Origin of the sequence: Neobacillus sp. WH10, from assembly GCF_030123405.1 — a bacterium.
Lineage (GTDB): Bacteria > Bacillota > Bacilli > Bacillales > Cytobacillaceae > Neobacillus.
Genome location: NZ_CP126110.1, coordinates 3152520 through 3170534, shown reverse-complemented (window position 1 = coordinate 3170534; position 18015 = coordinate 3152520). Strand labels below are relative to the sequence as shown.

Here is an 18015-nt window from a genome sequence, read left to right as displayed (position 1 = left end):
AAAAGGAGGAAAAATAACATGATGGAAATGTTCAAAAAGATGGTTGGTGATAAAAAAGAATACAAGATGATGATGGCACGGGTTGAAGCCCTGCCAGAGGACTACCAGTTTGTATTTAAGAAAATTCAAAACTACATGTGGAATTTCGCAGCGGGCAACGGGATGGATATGCTGCACATGCAGTATGAATTAATCGAGTTGTTCGAAGCCGGTGCGGCGGAAGGCAGACAAGTGCTGGAAATCACTGGGGACGACGTGGCGTCCTTTGCCGATGAACTAGTGGCAAACGCTAAAACCTATATCGCCAAGTATCGTGAAGATTTGAACCAGAGTATCATGAAGCGATTGGGAAAAAAATAGATTCAATAGATAATACCGACTGAATAGCTGGTTACAAATGTGAATTGCCACCTTCGTTATTCAGTAATTTTTTTAACTCGGTAATAAGTTGTACGGATTACCAGTAATACTAAGTAGGGAAGTATAGGCAATCTAGCTCCGCAAGGCGCTTATTATAAGGAGGAAAAATTATGAGCAATGTAGCGATTTCTGTAAAAGGGTTAAAAAAATCCTTTAAAGACAAGGAAGTCTTAAAGGGGGTGGATTTTGAGGTACAACGTGGCGAAATTTTCGCACTGCTGGGCTCAAATGGAGCGGGCAAGACGACAACGGTCAACATCCTCTCGACCCTGATGAAGCCCGATGGCGGTGAAGTAGGTATTTGCGGCTATGACGTCCAGCGTCAACCGGATCATGTTCGCCAGAGCATCAGCCTGACAGGGCAGTTCGCAGCTTTAGACGGCATGCTCACAGGAAGGGAAAACCTGATGATGATCGCCAAGTTGCGGGGAGTTTCCAATCCCGCTCAAGTCGCCGACAATCTGCTTGCAAGATTCAGCCTGACCGATGCGGCCAACCGCCGGGCGGACAAATATTCCGGCGGGATGAAGCGCAGGCTTGACATCGCCATGAGCCTGATCGGGACGCCAGCAGTCATTTTTCTCGACGAACCGACGACAGGGCTTGACCCCGAAGCGCGGATTGAAGTCTGGGATACCGTCAAGGAGCTTGCTGACGGCGGCACGACCATCTTGCTGACGACCCAGTACCTGGAGGAAGCCGAACAACTGGCGGACCGTATCGCCATCCTGCATGGCGGAAAAATCATCACGACTGGTACCCTTACCGAACTTAAAGAGATGTTCCCGCCAACGAAAGTGGAGTACATCGAGAAGCAGCCGACATTGGAGGAAATTTTCCTCGCGATCATCGGCAAAAAGGAGGAGATGTAAATGAAAAGCAAAACAGGGGTATTACTTGGACGTTTAATGCGCAACATCATGCGCAGCCCGGATACGATTATCACGGTGGCGATTACGCCGATTATGATGATGCTGCTATTTGTATACGTATTTGGCGGCGCCATAGAGACAGGCACGGACAACTACGTCAATTATTTATTGCCGGGAATCCTGCTGATGGCTATTGCATCCGGCGTCGCTTATACTTCCGTGCGGCTGTTTACGGATGTAAAGAGCGGGCTGATGGCGCGTTTCATTACCATGCCCATCAAGCGCTCGTCGGTATTGTGGGCTCACGTGTTGACCTCTCTTGTTTCCAATGCGCTTACTGTCGTGGTGGTTATCCTCGTCGCGCTCTTGATGGGCTTCCGTTCCAGCGCTAATATCCTGGATTGGCTCGCGGTAGCTGGGATACTCGGGCTGTTTACGCTGGCGCTGACATGGCTGGCGGTCATTCCCGGATTGACGGCGGGGTCTATGGAAGGGGCGACAGCCTACTCGTACCCGCTGATTTTCCTGCCGTTTATCAGTTCGGCCTTTGTCCCCACCGAAACCATGCCTAAAATTGTCCGTACGTTCGCTGAGAACCAGCCCGTGACTTCAATCGTGAATGCGATGCGTGCCCTCTTGTATGAAGGGTCTGTTGGCAACGGTATCTGGATCGCTCTTGCCTGGTGCGTCGGAATCATGCTCGTGGCATATATCTTTGCGATGTGGGCGTATAAGAAGCGGGTGTGAAATAGTTAAAGAAGGAAGCAGCAGGACATTTCTCATTCTGATTACCCAGAACAGGAGGTGAGTCAGCTTTTGATTGCCAATATTCATACTCTTTGATGCATCGAATACACCTTTTTGACAAAGGGCTTTCAAGCATGAATAACAAAAGAAAATTTGTAGTTTAAAACAATAGGGCTGATAGTAAAGTAAAGAGAGGGGAACCAAATGAAGAAGATTACAACAAAAGATTTTAGTTCGCCAGAAAATATGAAGGATGTTGTAGGCTTTTATAAAAAACTATCGGAACAACAAGAGCCGCTTATCCGTCTTGATGATTATTATGGAATGGGGCCAGCCTGGCTTGCGATTCATCATGAGGATATAGTAGCTATTCTCAAAGATCCTCGGTTTATTAGAGATGTGCGAAAGCTACAGCCTACACAAGATCAACCAGATTTAGAAGATCGATCTGAGAAGTGGGAATGGAATATAAATTTCCCAAATATGCTGGACTCTGATCCACCTGATCATACTCGTTTGCGCAGGTTAACAACCAAAGCTTTTACCCCTCAAATGATCGCGAATTTAGAACCTCGTATTCAACAGATTACAGATGAATTATTGGATGCAGTACAGAAAAAAGGGAAGATGGATCTTATTGCAGATTTTGCTTTTCCACTTCCATTTCGGGTTATTGCCGAGATGTTAGGAATACCTGTTTTGTATCAAGAGAAAATTTATGATATGTGGATGAGTATAAAGGCAGATCCTAGTCAAGACCATATGGCATGGATCAGAGAGTATTACTCCCTTATTGGAGCAACATTGGAAGAAAAACGAAAACATCCAGCGGAAGATGTAATGAGCTCTTTGATACACGCACACGATCAAGATGATAAACTGAGTGAACCCGAACTGCTCTCTACCGTCCAATTACTCATTACTGCTGGACATGAGACCACAACCAATTTGATTGGAAATGGTATGGTTGCTTTGCAGAAACATCCCGAACAATTAGCATTGTTGCGTAGTAATCCTTCTTTGCTGCCAAATGCTATCGAAGAGCTGCTTCGCTATGCTGGACCGCTCATGATCAGCTGGCGTTTTGCAGGTGAAGATATAACGATGCATGGGAAAAACATCCGTAAAGGTGAAATGGTTCTATTCTCTCTTGGCACTGCGAACCTTGATCCAAAACAGTTTTCCAATCCTGAAGTATTCGATATTACGAGAAGTGAAAACGATCATCTTGCCTTCGGCAATGGTATTCATCACTGTTTGGGTGCTCCGCTTGCAAGATTGGAAGCAAAAGTTGCCTTTGGTACTTTGCTTAGGCGCTTCCCAGATTTAAAATTGGCGATTGATCCAGATAAGCTGATTTATAACAATAATGGAGTGGTACGTTTCATTGCTAGTATTCCAATGACTTTCTAACCTTCGGTGGTATGTTGTTTTTCAATTAGATACAAAGACTAGTTGAAAAAAAAGGGAATCGATAATGCCTTCATTCAGCCTTGTTCTGGACCTGCAAGTAGACAATCGTTTGAAGTATATTCGAAATTAGCTATTACAGAAGCTCAAGAAGAATATAACCATGTGATCTATTCCTTTCCTGTGCAAAAAACAGACCGATTCGAAATAGATATCGGTCTATTTTCCATTTGTTGGTCAAATTAGGGTTCGTCGTGCAGTGTCTGGTTCTGCCCCCAGTAGAAAGATAACTTTAATCTGTATGTCAAAAAGTCATTTATCTTATTTTGACATGCGTCATTTCTTTAGGATACTTTTTGAATTTTAAGTTCTGAAGGAATTGATATTCTTAGCGAAGTTTTTTCGCGTTTTACTGGTCATAAAAAAACCCCCGTAAACGTCAGATTGGTGTCTAACATTTACGGGGCAGTTCAAGTGAGAAATTAGGCTTTTTGATTTTCTTGGAAGGATGTGTGAGAAACATCCTTCTTAATAAATAATAACAGGATCGTATTTACTAAGATTATCATACACGGTTTTCATTATACTAGGGGGTGTGTTGACACAGCCGGCTGATCCTGCACTAAGATAGGCATTACTTGCCCAGTTATTCCGCCAGCTGGCATCGTGGAATCCTTGTCCATCATTCGTAAAGGGAGCCCAATAAGATACATCAACGGAATAATTAGGATTACCAACTGCGCTGCCCCTGAGGGTATGTGGTGATTGTTTATAAAGAATATACCAAACTCCAGGATGTGTATCTTCCATGGTACTGTGTTTGCCTGTAACCACATTCGTTGTGACTACTAATTGTCCATTTTTATAAATCCATATTCGCTGCTGTGCAATGGACACTTCAGCATACGTGTCACCGATGCCATTATTCGTGGTATTTTCGTAACCAATGCCTTCCTTGCCCCAGCCCTTTCCGTAAATATTAGAAGCAGAAATTGATTTCTCTCCTTTTTCAAAAGCTTCCTGAATTCTCGATGATTCTTTATCAGTATTTATTGCCCAGCCATAGCCTTGACCTTTTACCGAAATGACCGAGCCTGAATGGGTCTTAAATGTAAAATTCTTATTTAATGTTGATTGGGAACGATTAATTTCATCTATCTTGTTCTTAATGTCATTCGCAGTGATTGTGATCTTTTTATCTTTTGACAAAGAGGCATCTTTTATTAATTCACTAGCATTTAAGGTATACACTTGGTCTTGTACCTTATAATCAACAGTGCGTTGAAGAAGTTCCTGAAAAATGTTCTCGTCTTTTTTAACAATCGGACTGTCCGCTTTAATTGGTTGTAACAAGACGGGTTGCAGTTTGATATCACTGTTATATTTCTGTTTCTGATAATTCTCTAATAGACTCGCGATATCATACTGTTCTCCATCAATGCTATTGGAGATGACAATTTTACCCTGTTCCAATTTCACTTCCGCATCTTGGGGAGCTTTTAGTTCCTTATTCATTGATAAGAGCTTTCCTTCTATTTGCTCTTTCAACGTTTGGCTTCGAAACTGATCCATCTTATCAGGTACCAACAAATAATTTTGAACCTTTGAGGAAGGAAAAAAGGTCCACTGGCTTTTTAATAATTTCTTGATTTCAGGCAAATCTTGTTCCGTAAATCCCATCTCTGTTTCTTTTCCGTCTAAAATTTGTTGTTGTCCTACATAGACTCTGTTTGTTAATAAAGATGTTTTTAATTTTTTTATTGCCTGATCAGCAGTCAGCCCACCGACTTTTGTGTAATTAATTGTAATTTGTGAATTGAACCGTGTTGCTTGATAATAGCTTATTCCCGCAAATAGGAGTGCAATAATAATAATAAATCCAATTATAATAAAATTCCTTTTTGCACGCGGTTTGAATCGATTAACCCGTTCTTGACTCATTTCTTCAATTGTTTCATTTAGCGTACTCATAAACATTCCCTCCGCACCGGATAACCTATATATCAACGTTTTCTAATGTTAACCTTTTGAAATTTGCATCCCAAAAATTTCGAATTGGTTACAATGCTATTAAATTATCACTACAATTATATTATATTGAATTGGAGGAAATTTGTCACAATTTGTATAAAGGGGAAAATATTATAGTTGTATCTGATACAGCATATGAAGAAGAACTATTTATAGAAATGTCAATTATGAAGGTGGGAGAAAATTATGGATGAGACATTGGACAAAATAGGCACCGCGAAGCATATATACAACGAATGAAGCAACAAAGCCCATGATGATAATTAGAGTTGCACTGTTTGCGTTAGCGGGAATCATAACAGAGATTGCTGTTGAAATGGCTAAAGCAATTAATGCGACAATCAATATGCGTGTAGATGACTTATATTTATCAATATGTTGCGTGACGAAGCCTGACTCAGTCTCGATGCCAAACTGTTTGAACTGAAATTTAGACAGGATGTAGATTATATTACACAAGGGATCCTTTTCGGAGGATCACAAGCGGACTCTGAAGATTGGTAGGATAACATCTGGAAGGGGGCAGGAAGTTCAAGATGTATTTGCTAACATTGTCACGAAACACGTTCATTCACTCGAGACCCGGAGGTAGAAGTAGCCTTTAGTACATATAGGGAATCAGATTATTATTTTAATGGAAAGAGTTTTGCAACTGAATAAGTGAAATTGATCTCTTAGTGAACAAAAAATAATCCACCTTTGAGTTCATAAAGGCTCAGGTGGATTATTTCCATCAAATTAAGTCGGTTACCTTTGAGGGAACTCTCTATTGCTGAACCGGACATGAAGCAGCATAGTCGGTCTTTTTTATTTATGAATTTCTTAAGTTTATGATAACCGATGTTCGTGAACAAGAACTTTTTTTCATCATAAAGTTTTATGTTTACCCTATCTGTTTTTTTATTTTTATGGGTAGATTCAAATTTTGACATTTAACCTCGTAGTGAGTTTCATAATTGCTTTGGCAATTTTTTGAATACCATTATTTATCGAAACATTTTCTACCTGAGAAACACTAAGACGGATTACATTTTCTTTTTTACATTCCGGCAAATACATTTTTTGCGCATTATCCACATCCACATCCACATCATCCATGATTAACTGGTTAATCAGCTGTTCTGCTTTTAGCGGGTGAGGTAATACAATCGTCGAGTAAAAACCGGATGTTGAACCAGTATAGGAAGCAGCAGCCGGAAGATACTTCTTATAGGCTGTCTGTAAAATCTCCCCTTTTTCCCGGTATATTTGTCTTATCTTTTTAATGTGGGCATCAAACATCCCATTTTTTAAGTAGATTTCCAGCGCCCCCTGGGTTAAAACAGGGGTATGTAAATCTGCGGCATACTTCGCCTGTGAAAATGCACTTTTCATAGATTCAGGAATTACAGTCAGGCCAAGCCTTAAACCCGGCAGCAATACTTTAGAAAAGCTTTTTGTATAAATAACTCTACCTGAAGGGTCATAGGCAAACATCGGATCCTGCTTCAGGTTGAAATCAAGATCTCCCATATAATCATCTTCGATAATATAAACATCATACTTCTGAGCTAATTCTACCATCTTTTTCTTTTCTTTATTCGAGTAACTGTAGCCGGTAGGGTTATGAAATCTTGAAGTGGTGTAAAAGAACTTAATATCTTGGTGTTTAAAAATTTCCTCTAGACGCTGCATATCTACCCCCTGTTTTGTTATTTCGATTCCAAAAGCATTGGCATTTTGAACCTGGATGGACTCCACAAAGGCAGGGTGTGTAGGCTGTTCCACGCATATATTGGTTTTTCCATTTGGAAATGGCATCTCGACAAATAGATTCAGTGCTTGTTGCGATCCCGATACCACAAATATCCTGTCTGGTACCGTAAATACCTGTAAATTTTGTAAATGCCGGGCCAGTTCCACACGCAGGGAATACAATCCTTGAGACTCAGAGTAGGTAAACATGTCCTCTTTATATAATTCAATTGCCTGGTTGATACAATGTTTAAAATCTTGATATGGCATTGCTTGTTTATCAGGTCCCGCTGATAAAAAGTCAATTTTCCCCTGCTTGTTGTCAGTTCTTTCACGCAATGGAAAGTCTTCTACTATATAATATCCACTCTTGGGCATGGAGTAGATTAAGTGCCTGTTTTCTAATTCCTGATAGGCTTTGATAACTGTGTTGTGACTGCAAGAATACTTTTTTGACAGAGCTCTTATAGAAGGTAATTTGCTCCCAGACACTAATATGCCTTGAGTTACCTGTTGTTCGATCAGTCCAACAATTTCCTGATATTTTTTCATTTTTCTTTCCAACCTTTCCAATCTGTAAGGGTACAAAGCAAGAAAACTGTTATTTCATTTCATAACTGGAAAAAGTATACTTTACACTATCAAACTAGTAAACTAATTTGAAATTGCAGTTGTGGAGGCCTACATTGCTGCCTGACTAGTCAAAAAACAAAGGAGAATAGACAATGAAACATGTGAAATACTGGATAATTGCAATCGCCCTGCTTTTTACAGGAACCATATTTGACCTTCCTGTAAAGGGTGAAAATATGAATATTAAAGACTTGTCAGTCGAGGAAGAATTTGCTGGTACACAAGGTACGATTGTAGTGAAAAATTTAAAATCAGATAAAATCTATGTATATAACAAAGAGAGAAGCGAGGTCCGCTTTACACCAGAGTCTACTTTTAAGGTACCAAATGCGTTAATAGGTTTGCAAACAAAAGCTGTAAATGATGAATACGAAGTGAAGCGCTGGGATGGCGTGGTTCGTGAATTTCCAGAGTGGAACAAGGATCATACACTAGCCTCAGGGATGAGACATTCTGTGATCTGGTATTATCAACAAATGGCTCGTGACATAGGTTTTGAACAAATGCAAACATACATGAAAAAAATCCATTTCGGTAACGGAGATATTAGCGGCGGAATAGAACATTTCTGGCTTGATAGCAGTCTGAAAATATCTGCACAGGAACAAGTTCAATTTATGGAGAATCTCGTAGAAGAAAAACTTCCATTTGGCAAGCAGGAAATGAGAACGGTTAAGCGAATTATGATTAATGATGAAGCCGATTCGTATGTTCTTCATGGGAAAACGGGTACACGTTTGTCAGATTATGGGTTAGGCTGGTATGTAGGATATATCGAAACCGATAATGCTAACTGGGTTTTTGCGACCAACGTGGATGGAAGCGGAACAAAAGCACGAAACATCACCATGGATGTTTTAGAAAAACTAAATATCATAGAAGAATAAGCAAACGATGCAGAATGTATGCTCATTGTTCAATGATGAGCATACATTCATGCAAAGGGAGGATACTGACAATGAGCAAACTGGCATACTCAAAGATCCTAGGACTAGTTTTAGGGACTTTATTGATCATTGCAGCGGCAGGGTATGGTGTAATGTTTTTGATTGGAACAGGTTTACAACAAGCGTTCGCTGCAGATACTAATCAAGCACCAAGAGATAACAATATCTTCGTTAACCTCGTGATTATAGTTATCCCTGTTATTATTGGGCTAATTACAGCAAGAGGGCCCTTTACCCTTAAAAAAACCGCAGGTAAAGTAACATTTGCTAGCTTTTGTTTTTTACTCGGGTTTCTTGTTCTCGTGTTTTTTTTCATTTCGTTAGGAGCATTAGGCGACTCGTTTGAATATTTAATTTTAGCCATTGGAATCATTTATTTTTTATTAGGTTATTTGATTATTAAGGAAAATAATCTTTTCAGCAGGGAGAATTAAGTACTGGGAATGTAGAAAATAAAGAAGCGAAATCGCATAGGATTTCGCTTTTTTCTCTTTTCTTTATTAAATGATAAGAATATCTAGTTTTCAAACTTATGTAATGAGGTTAAATACACCTAAGAAAAATAGAATTATAATTTTCGTATCGAACAAAATAATTAATAAGTGATACTGATATCAAATACAGAGGACATTGTAAATAAAGATTGGAGCTGTATCCTCTTTTCTTATAAAAGTTCCAAAAGTATACAAGGAGGAAAATAAAATGCCAAATACGAAGGATTATGAAAAAGGGTATAAAAAATATGAATCAAAAGCAAAAGAATACATGGACGATAAAGAAAAAGCTGTGAATCTACTTAATAGCGCAAAGAAAAAAGCTAATGAGAAAAAAAGGAAGCTTGGAGAAGTATGGGAAAAGTTACAACTTTTATTTGAAATATTTAATGCATGGAAAAAGGGTGAATACAAGGAGATACCAACAGGTTCAATTATAATGATAATAGCTACTATCATTTATTTTGTTTCCCCTATAGATTTTATTCCAGATTTCATTGTTGGTTTAGGATTAATTGATGATGCAGCAGTTATTGGTTTTACCATAAAACAAATTTCTAGAGACCTTGAAAAATACAAATATTGGAAGTTGACCAATGATTATTAAGAATAATTATTAACATTAAAGGGCCAAATCCAAACTGTATTAATATATTGATTAGAGTATTGGGAATTTGGCGAGCGAACATTAGAAAGAGCTGTCTAACTTACAAATAATATTTTTGGGGAAGTGAGTATCGAGGATATTGAAATATTGGACAAACGTTGTGATTTATAGAAAAACAAATAGAACAAGCAAAGTTAATTAGATTGTCGTTTAATTAGGAGTGTTTAACATGGACAGCAGCTTAGAAATTTGTACAAATCTCATTGGCAGAGCCAAGAACATTGTCGTCCTGACTGGTGCTGGAATCAGTACAGAATCAGGAATCAAGGATTTTCGGTCTAAGACCGGCGTATATCAAATAGCACCTGAATACATTCTCTCTCTTGATTTTTTTTATCGAAATCCGGCGAAGTTTTATCAGTTTGCCATGGAACATCTTTATCACCCTGATGCAATTCCGAATAAGGGACATGAAATACTGGCAAAATGGGAGGATCAAGGCAAAGTTCAGCATATTATTACACAAAACATAGATGGCCTTCATCAAAAAGGTGGCAGTAAAAACGTAATAGAGTTTCATGGAACAATGAAAACCGCATCCTGTTTACACTGCGGAAAAGTCTACCCAACAGAGGAAATGGTATCTCGTATTCCAACAATGGAGGGTTTTTATGTCTGCAGCTATTGTAAAACCAAAAGGGAAAGGGATCGATATATTAAACCGGAAGTTGTTCTGTTCGGTGATACAGGTGAGTGGTTTTCATTTGAGGGTTTTAATACAATCATTCAGCTGATTGATCAGGCTGATTGTATTTTGGTATTAGGCACAAGCCTTAAGGTAACTCCATTCTCTACCTTCCCGCAATATAGAAGGCAGGGTGTACCACTGATAATAATAAATATAGGAGATACACCTTACGACCATGAAAAGGGAGTATATATTATTAATGATTCAATTGGAGAATCATTGACCCAGATAGACAGAAAATTGAGTATCTCGGTAGATGTGTTTGAACGCTAATCCATACGTCCATCAATTGATGTGCATTTTTAGATTTTCCTATACGTTCAAAAATCAAGTTCTAAAAAGAAACGTATGTTCTAATTGGTTTTTATGATAACTTTTTATGAGCATAAAATCTGATTAGCAAATAAATATTCGACCCTAGAGACAACCAGCTCCAGGGGAATTATTTTACCAAAGTAGACAAACCCCTTTGGATAACCGTCTATTGTTGTACCGGACTTGTTCCAAAAAAGAGGACTCCATGTTTCTATTTTAACATCATGTAAAAAAGCCAGATTTGCCGATTCATTTCCTGACTATCATTTTAGAGTGCATAAAGGAAAGTGAAAGTAGAAATGCTACAAGTAAAATTTAAAAATTATTCCAGGAAATTGTTAAAGTGGTGATTTGAGATCAATTTTTCAAATAACCATAAAAAAGGAGAAGAAAATGGCAAAAACAATAGCTGATGTTTTAATTGAAACCTTGGTAAATGCTGGGGTGAAGAGAATTTATGGTATTGTTGGCGACTCATTGAATGCTATTTTGGATTCAATAAGACGTTCGGAAAAAATTGAATGGGTTGGAGTTCGCCATGAAGAAGTAGCTGCTTTTGCAGCAGGTGCTGAAGCATTTTTAAATGATCATATTGCCGTTTGTGCGGGTAGCAGCGGTCCTGGAAACCTGCATCTAATCAATGGTCTTTATGACTGCAATCATTCTCGTATTCCTGTACTTGCCATTGCTGCTCATATTCAAAGCAGTGAAATTGGCAGTGAATATTTCCAACAAACACGTCCGGAACTTATTTTCAAAGACTGCGCTCACTCAATAGAGACAGTACAAAGAGCAGAACAAATGCCTTCAATGGTAAATTTGGCATTGCAGACGGCCATCGCAAATCGTGGCGTTTCCGTTCTCGTTATTCCCGGTGATGTTGCAGCATTAGACGATAATGTGGAAGTTACCCACGTTCCAGTCCATACAGCAGAACCTGTGATTCGTCCGTCCAATAATGATTTAAAGAAACTAGCTGAATATCTAAATAACGGCCAGAAAGTGACACTGCTTTGTGGCGGAGGCTGTGCTGGAGCACATGATGAGTTAATGAATCTTTGTCATAAATTAAAATCCCCAATGGTCGTAGCACTTAGAGGGAAAGAATTTCTTGAATATGATAATCCATATTATGTAGGTTTGACTGGATTGATCGGTTATTCTTCAGGTTATCATGCGATGATGGATTGCGATGTACTCTTGATGTTAGGAACTGACTTCCCATACAGACAATTCTATCCTAAAAATGTAACCGTTCTTCAAGTGGATATACGATCAGCACATCTTGGACGTCGTACTCCGCTAGCGCATGGAGTGGTTGGAAAGGTGAAAGATACAATTGAAGCATTGTTACCACTTCTTGACGAAAAAGATAACGATCAATATTTAGAAAAACATGTGAATGCCTATAAAAAAGTTAGAGAAGGACTTGATGAGCTTGCAGTTGGTAAACCAGGTCGCAAACCCATTCACCCACAATATTTAACAAAAGTCGTCAGTGATTTGGCAGATGAAAATACTGTTTTCACATGTGACGTTGGTACTCCGACACTTTGGTCCGCTCGTTATTTAAAAATGAATGGAAAACGCCGCCTGCTTGGTTCATTTAATCATGGAACGATGGCAAATGCTCTCCCACAAGCTATTGGCGCAGCGATTGCCCAACCTGGCCGGCAAGTTGTAGCCCTTTGCGGAGATGGCGGGCTTTCGATGTTAATGGGTGATTTACTTACTCTTCGTCAACACAAATTACCAGTAAAAGTCGTTGTATTCAATAATAATTCCCTAAGCTTCGTTGAATTGGAAATGAAAGCAGCAGGATATCTTGAAACAGGTACTGAACTAGTAAGTACTGACTTTGCAGCCATTGCTCAAGCAATGGGATTGGAAGGTATTCGCGTTGAAGACCCTGCAGATCTTGAAGGTGCAGTGCAACAAGCGTTTAAACATGACGGTCCAGCAATTATTGATGTTGCAGTAAACCGACAAGAATTATCCTTACCACCTAAAATTACTTATGATCAAGCACAGGGATTTTCCCTTTGGATGCTTAAAGCCGTATTAAATGGCCACGGAAATGAAATAATTGAAGTGGCGAAAACAAACTTGTTTCGTTAATGTGAAAAAATGTAATGATAAAAGGCTGGCCAAGGTAACCGGCCTCGAATGAATAATGATACTAAAGTAGCCAACATCTTGAGAGAGCATGCTATTGGCTGACCGGACATGTTGTTGCATGTTCGGTTTTTTGTGTTTGGCCACCCGGTATTTACAGTGTTCTGTCTTACAAACAATAAGCTGCATTGATGAACTTGTCTTGAAATAAAAATTAATTAAATTGGTAATTCAAAAGAATAATAGAAAAAGAACCATATTAAAGAAACGGGAAGGGGGAAATTGATGGTAATCGAAAATTTTTTGAAATATTAGTGAGAGTAATACCAGCAAAAAGTTGGTGTTATTAAACTGTCCCAAAACATACACTTTTCTAAATACCGTATTCATTTTTAGACATTAAGGAGAGGGAGCAATGAACTTCGAGATGCAAAAAGCGAATATGCTGGCTGAACAAATAAATGGTTTTATTCAATATATCCAAAAAAGTTATAAAACTAAAAACAGTCTTCATACAGACAAAGATAAAATATATCAAATTAAACTCTGGATGGAGGATTTTAAGTTTCAAATAATAGCCGATGAACTACTTAGAATAAATCAGTTTTCCTGGGATGAAAAGTACACTTATTATTTAGTGGACCAATTTCGAAAAGGAATCAACATAATCGATGAATACGTTACCAATAACTACAATGACTTATTCATCATTACGGCTAGATTATATACATTAAAGAACCTCAGTCAATTATTACAAAAGTGAGGAACATGGATGATTCAATCAATTCCTTTGCTACATTTTGTGCATGATAGCTATTTTCAATACTACCAAGAACAGAGATTAACCAAAGAGGCACTACCTGAAACAGTTTCAGGAAATATCCGCCGTATAAAATTGCGAACACAATAATAAATTAACAAACAAAATCCTCAAGAACGGAAATAGTTGTTTTTAATGGTGTATCTCCTACCACTATATTGTCTTATATAGTAAAATAAGATGAAGTATGAAAGCAAAGGCAATTAGAAATCTACATAGTGTGGAGGATATAAGGTGACGTATCAACTAAATAATAGATTTAAAATGTTTACATTGAATTCTAATCAAAAACTTGCAGCCGAGATGGCCGAGCTTTTAGGCTGTGAGTTGGGTAAGTGCTCTGTATCTAAATTTAGTGATGGTGAAATTCAAATTCATATTGAAGAAAGTGTTCGAGGCAGTGAGGTATTTATTGTTCAATCCACTTCTTACCCTGTCAATGAAAATATTATGGAGCTTCTTATCATGATTGATTCCTTGAAAAGGGCTTCTGCTAGTAATATTAATGTTGTCATACCTTACTATGGGTATGGGCGCCAAGATCGAAAAGCTCGTTCTCGGGAACCGATTACAGCGAAACTAGTGGCTAATCTTCTAGAAGCTGCTGGAGCAACTAGAGTTCTAACAATGGACCTCCATACTACTCAGCTTCAAGGTTTTTTTGATATTCCAGTGGAACATCTTTTTGGCGTTCCTATCCTTACACAGTATTTTGAAAACAAAGGGTTAGAAAATATTGTCGTTGTCGCGCCGCATAATGGCAGCATCGGTAGAGCAAGAAAAATGGCAAAGCTATTACATGCACCACTTGCTTTAATTGATAAAAGGAAAATTAAGGAAAGTGATGAAGAAATCCTCAATGTCATTGGTAATGTTGAAGGTAAAAATGCCATTATTATTGATGATTTAATTGATACAGCCGAAACAATTACATTAGCAGCAAAGGCGTTAGCGGAAAATGGGGCAACATCGATCTTTGCGGGCTGTACTCATCCTGTATTAACTGGTAAGGCGATTGAAAGAATTGAAATGTCACCGATTAGTGAATTAGTTGTGACAAATACAATTGAGTTACCAGAAGAGAAAAAAATCAAAAAAATAAAACCGATATCTGTTGCCCCATTGCTTGTAGAGGCAATTGATCGTATTCATAATGAGAAAGCTGTAAGTCCATTATTTGAATAAGTTCTAATATTACGAAGAGCCCAAGACCAATTTTTAGTATATGTCATCAAATCAAAAAACGTATGTTCTTATAAATTTTTTAACATGGTAAACAAAGAGTAATTGAATATGATGGTCGGTACGCTCCCAAACTGAAAGGGAGTGAAGCTGAATGACGTTTTTGAAATATACAATTACTACTACGTTTGCTAGTTTAATCGAAGCTATACAATCATTTAACGCAAAAAAATAATCCACCTTTGAGTTGACGACTCAGGTGGATTTTCCCTTATCAGCCTGTCCCGTTTGGGGAAAATGCCTGACATCCTTCTAATACAAGATCATAGGTTTCCTGAAAATCACCAGTGTAATAAGGATCAGGAACATCTTTATTATGGTCAGTTAAGTCGAGTAAACGAATGATTTTTGGATGATTTGGGTAGCCGGTTATCGCGGATATGTTTTTTATATTGCTTTCGTCCATACCGATGATGTAATCGAACTTTTCGAAATCTTCCTTTGTTAATTGGCGTCCAACAAGGCCACCTGATGAGATGTTGTATTTGTTTAAAATAGCAAGAGTTCCTTTATGCGGAGGAGATCCAATATGCCATGAACTAGTAGCAGCGGAATCGACAGTAATTTTGTTGGTCAAATTTTCTTTTTTCAGTAAGTCGCGAAACATTGCTTCAGCCATCGGTGAACGACAAATGTTTCCAAGGCAAACAAATAAAACCTTGATCATGTGATTAACTCCTTTTAACCTTTTCTAACTTTCAATTATTTAATCTGTTCACTTCATGAAATGTGAAACACAATAGAGATGAACAGGTATCTTTTTAGCATATTATAATAGTAGAAAAATGGAAAGTAGTAAAGCTATCTATTCAATTGCTAAGATACAAAAATACTCTTGTCATGCCGTTAGGAGTAGAGACGAGTGGATTATAAATAAATCATATATTTAAAAAATCGAACAAGCCAGTTTTGGAATAATCCTCGTTAATTGCTTTGAAGAAAATGGGACAAAAAAACCACGTTAGTTTATTCTATAGACTAATGATCTATTTGAGAAGAGGGATGAAATTGGTAAATATGGTTTGAAGGAACAGGCAGTCGAGTTTTTCTCGGTAGCCTGGAATTTTATTTTTTAAAAAAAGCCTTTGTTATTTTATACATAAAAAAGGCTAAACCAAAATGTAAACTTTTTGGTTTAGCCTTTGACAATTGAATGTCTATCGTTGCATTCCTGGATATTGCCAGATACCTGAAGCTCTTAGAAGATCCCGATAAATAACCAGAATCTCATCTTTTGTTACTTTGTTGGCTTCTTCTAAAGATGGATAATCTAAATAAACAACATTTGTAAAGGCTCTCTTACTATTACCCGCATTCATTTTATCGTAAAAGCTGCTGGCCTCTTTAAAAATTGTGAGGGCTCTTCTCATGTGGCTAGCACTTGTTACAAGTGTGATATCTTTCAAACCTTCTTTTTCCAGGATTGCAGTTGTAAAGAGAGCATTTTCCACTGTGTCTGTTGATTTATCCTCAGGTATTATCCGCTTCTCATCAATTCCGTTGGAAATGAGCCATTCCTTCATTAGTTTTGCCTCTGTATTACTTTGTTTTGGAACTCCGCCAGTAACAATGATTTTTGAATTTGGGTATTTGTTTGCGACTGAAAGACCTGCCTTTAATCGTTCAATTAATGGCTCTCTCATCGTTCCATCATCAGCAAGAGCATATCCAAGTATCACGATTGCATGATTTTTCTGTGGTAAATTTCCTGGAACGGATGTGTTTAATTTTTCTTTTATGGTTGCGTCTGTTCTTTCGAATTTTTGAAGATATTCTTTCGTTTTATGAGCGTCAATTTGCTTTAGAGTGGAGATTGATTTTTTATATGTATCCTCATCCCCGTTAATTTTTGAATAAACTCCGTTTAGAAGATTTGCATTGAAATTTAGGGGATCCAGATTCAATATCTGCCTATATGTCTTTAGTGCTTCAGGGATTTTTTTCTGGATAATTTGCGTCGATGCAAGCGAGAATTTAAGGTCCAGATTATGTGGATCGAGAATGGTTGCTTCATTATAAGCAGCTTCGACTACGTCATATTTGCCTTTAAGTGTTATTCCTTTGAAAATCTCTTCTTCCGCCTTTTTGAGGTCCCCTCCATGCCAATAATAATACATCGCAATTTCTTCTAGTTGTTTGAGTCGATAAGAGGTTGGTTCATCCGTTTTGATAGGGGCTATTATAGGATTCGGATTCGTTTCTTCTGTAGTTTTTACATCTGTTGCTGCAAAAGCAGTAGAAACGGTTATGGTTCCACAAATAGCAAGGATCAGCCCTAATTTGCTTTTCAACTTTATCATGTTATTCTCTCCCTTACAGAATCTTTTGACTTTTATTATAATTAAGGGTTTTTAGAAAGTAAACTATACAACTAGTGGTCCATACCAAGTACCTAAACAGAATTTCTTATGTAGGAAATTTATAACTGGTGATATGGGACGGAAGACCTGCTATTGATTTTTATTGCGAAAATTTAAAACATTAAAATAACATAGGCTATTCAGCGAATTAAAAATAGGAAAGGTTTTATTAAGTCAAATAAAAAAGACGTTTCACTTGCTGCTTTAAATAAGAAGCAAAAGAACCGTCCTAATGCTTTATTGTGCCATTTCCACCCCCCGCAAGCGAGTTTCAATTAAAGGAAAAAGGTATAAGCTGGGTGCCACGAACCTTTAAGGAAGCGATTGATTGTTTGGCAGAAGATTCTGTACTGGCACAAACTATCGGCAGATCCATTTGGGAAGAATTCATTAAAATAAAAAGAACGGAATAGGATAAGTACTCACGCTATGTAAGTGATTGGGAACGGAATATTTTATCTGCGAGATTCTAAGAATTTTGGTTTAGCAGAAAGGTGTAGAAAAAATGAAAATCCATTAT

General features: G+C 38.0%; 17 protein-coding genes. 13 read left to right on the top strand and 4 right to left on the bottom strand.

Going from position 1 to position 18015, the window contains the following annotated elements:
• The first annotated feature begins 18 nt into the window (after positions 1–18).
• The 4 genes from QNH20_RS14950 (at position 19) to QNH20_RS14935 (ending at position 3452) form a co-directional block, all read left to right on the top strand.
• Positions 19–360 (top strand): DUF1048 domain-containing protein, encoded by a 342-nt coding sequence (locus QNH20_RS14950; protein WP_283923420.1) that lies wholly within the window; start codon positions 19–21, stop codon positions 358–360.
• A 170-nt stretch (positions 361–530) separates the two neighbouring features.
• A complete protein-coding gene (locus QNH20_RS14945; protein WP_283918796.1) occupies positions 531–1292 on the top strand; it encodes an ABC transporter ATP-binding protein in 762 nt (253 codons plus the stop codon).
• Positions 1293–2039 (top strand): ABC transporter permease, encoded by a 747-nt coding sequence (locus tag QNH20_RS14940; protein ID WP_283918795.1) that lies wholly within the window; start codon positions 1293–1295, stop codon positions 2037–2039. It abuts the gene before it with no gap.
• Positions 2040–2243: 204 nt separating this feature from the next.
• The gene (locus tag QNH20_RS14935; RefSeq protein ID WP_283918794.1) at positions 2244–3452 is read left to right on the top strand and encodes a cytochrome P450 family protein; all 1209 of its coding nucleotides are present in this window, start codon (positions 2244–2246) and stop codon (positions 3450–3452) included.
• A 525-nt stretch (positions 3453–3977) separates the two neighbouring features.
• Here the strand turns inward: QNH20_RS14935 and QNH20_RS14930 are convergent.
• Positions 3978–5420: a L,D-transpeptidase family protein gene (locus tag QNH20_RS14930; protein ID WP_481857977.1), complete on the bottom strand. Its 1443-nt coding sequence runs from the start codon at positions 5418–5420 to the stop codon at positions 3978–3980.
• A 313-nt stretch (positions 5421–5733) separates the two neighbouring features.
• On the opposite strand from QNH20_RS14930, the gene QNH20_RS14925 reads away from it, so the two are divergent.
• Positions 5734–5907 (top strand): hypothetical protein, encoded by a 174-nt coding sequence (locus QNH20_RS14925; RefSeq protein WP_283918792.1) that lies wholly within the window; start codon positions 5734–5736, stop codon positions 5905–5907.
• Between the two features lie 491 nt (positions 5908–6398).
• Here QNH20_RS14925 and QNH20_RS14920 read toward each other — a convergent pair whose 3' ends face one another.
• Complete coding sequence (locus QNH20_RS14920) at positions 6399–7766, bottom strand: aminotransferase-like domain-containing protein (protein ID WP_283918791.1); 1368 nt, start codon at positions 7764–7766, stop codon at positions 6399–6401.
• Positions 7767–7948: 182 nt separating this feature from the next.
• Here QNH20_RS14920 and blaOXA point away from each other — a divergent pair, with 182 nt between their 5' ends.
• The 7 genes from blaOXA to QNH20_RS14885 all read left to right on the top strand — a co-directional run bounded on the left by blaOXA (position 7949) and on the right by QNH20_RS14885 (position 15078).
• The gene (gene blaOXA / locus QNH20_RS14915) at positions 7949–8734 is read left to right on the top strand and encodes a class D beta-lactamase (RefSeq protein WP_481858105.1); all 786 of its coding nucleotides are present in this window, start codon (positions 7949–7951) and stop codon (positions 8732–8734) included.
• 71 nt (positions 8735–8805) lie between these two features.
• Entirely contained in the window at positions 8806–9228 is a 423-nt protein-coding gene (locus tag QNH20_RS14910) for a hypothetical protein (protein ID WP_283918789.1), read from the top strand.
• A 268-nt stretch (positions 9229–9496) separates the two neighbouring features.
• On the top strand, positions 9497–9895 hold the full coding sequence (locus QNH20_RS14905; protein ID WP_283918788.1) for a YkvA family protein: 399 nt from the start codon (positions 9497–9499) through the stop codon (positions 9893–9895).
• Between the two features lie 229 nt (positions 9896–10124).
• A complete protein-coding gene (locus QNH20_RS14900; protein ID WP_283918787.1) occupies positions 10125–10916 on the top strand; it encodes an NAD-dependent protein deacylase in 792 nt (263 codons plus the stop codon).
• Positions 10917–11351: 435 nt separating this feature from the next.
• Complete coding sequence (gene poxB, locus QNH20_RS14895) at positions 11352–13076, top strand: ubiquinone-dependent pyruvate dehydrogenase (protein ID WP_283918786.1); 1725 nt, start codon at positions 11352–11354, stop codon at positions 13074–13076.
• A 412-nt stretch (positions 13077–13488) separates the two neighbouring features.
• Positions 13489–13836 (top strand): hypothetical protein, encoded by a 348-nt coding sequence (locus QNH20_RS14890; protein ID WP_283918785.1) that lies wholly within the window; start codon positions 13489–13491, stop codon positions 13834–13836.
• 291 nt (positions 13837–14127) lie between these two features.
• Positions 14128–15078, top strand: coding sequence for a ribose-phosphate diphosphokinase (locus QNH20_RS14885; protein WP_283918784.1), 951 nt, complete (start codon positions 14128–14130; stop codon positions 15076–15078).
• 271 nt (positions 15079–15349) lie between these two features.
• Here QNH20_RS14885 and QNH20_RS14880 read toward each other — a convergent pair whose 3' ends face one another.
• On the bottom strand, positions 15350–15802 hold the full coding sequence (locus tag QNH20_RS14880) for a low molecular weight protein-tyrosine-phosphatase (protein WP_283918783.1): 453 nt from the start codon (positions 15800–15802) through the stop codon (positions 15350–15352).
• A gap of 490 nt (positions 15803–16292) precedes the next feature.
• Positions 16293–17435, bottom strand: a complete 1143-nt coding sequence (locus QNH20_RS14875; RefSeq protein ID WP_283918782.1) for an ElyC/SanA/YdcF family protein — start codon at positions 17433–17435, stop codon at positions 16293–16295.
• A gap of 302 nt (positions 17436–17737) precedes the next feature.
• On the opposite strand from QNH20_RS14875, the gene QNH20_RS14870 reads away from it, so the two are divergent.
• The gene (locus QNH20_RS14870; RefSeq protein ID WP_283918781.1) at positions 17738–17908 is read left to right on the top strand and encodes a hypothetical protein; all 171 of its coding nucleotides are present in this window, start codon (positions 17738–17740) and stop codon (positions 17906–17908) included.
• The last annotated feature ends 107 nt before the right edge of the window (positions 17909–18015 follow it).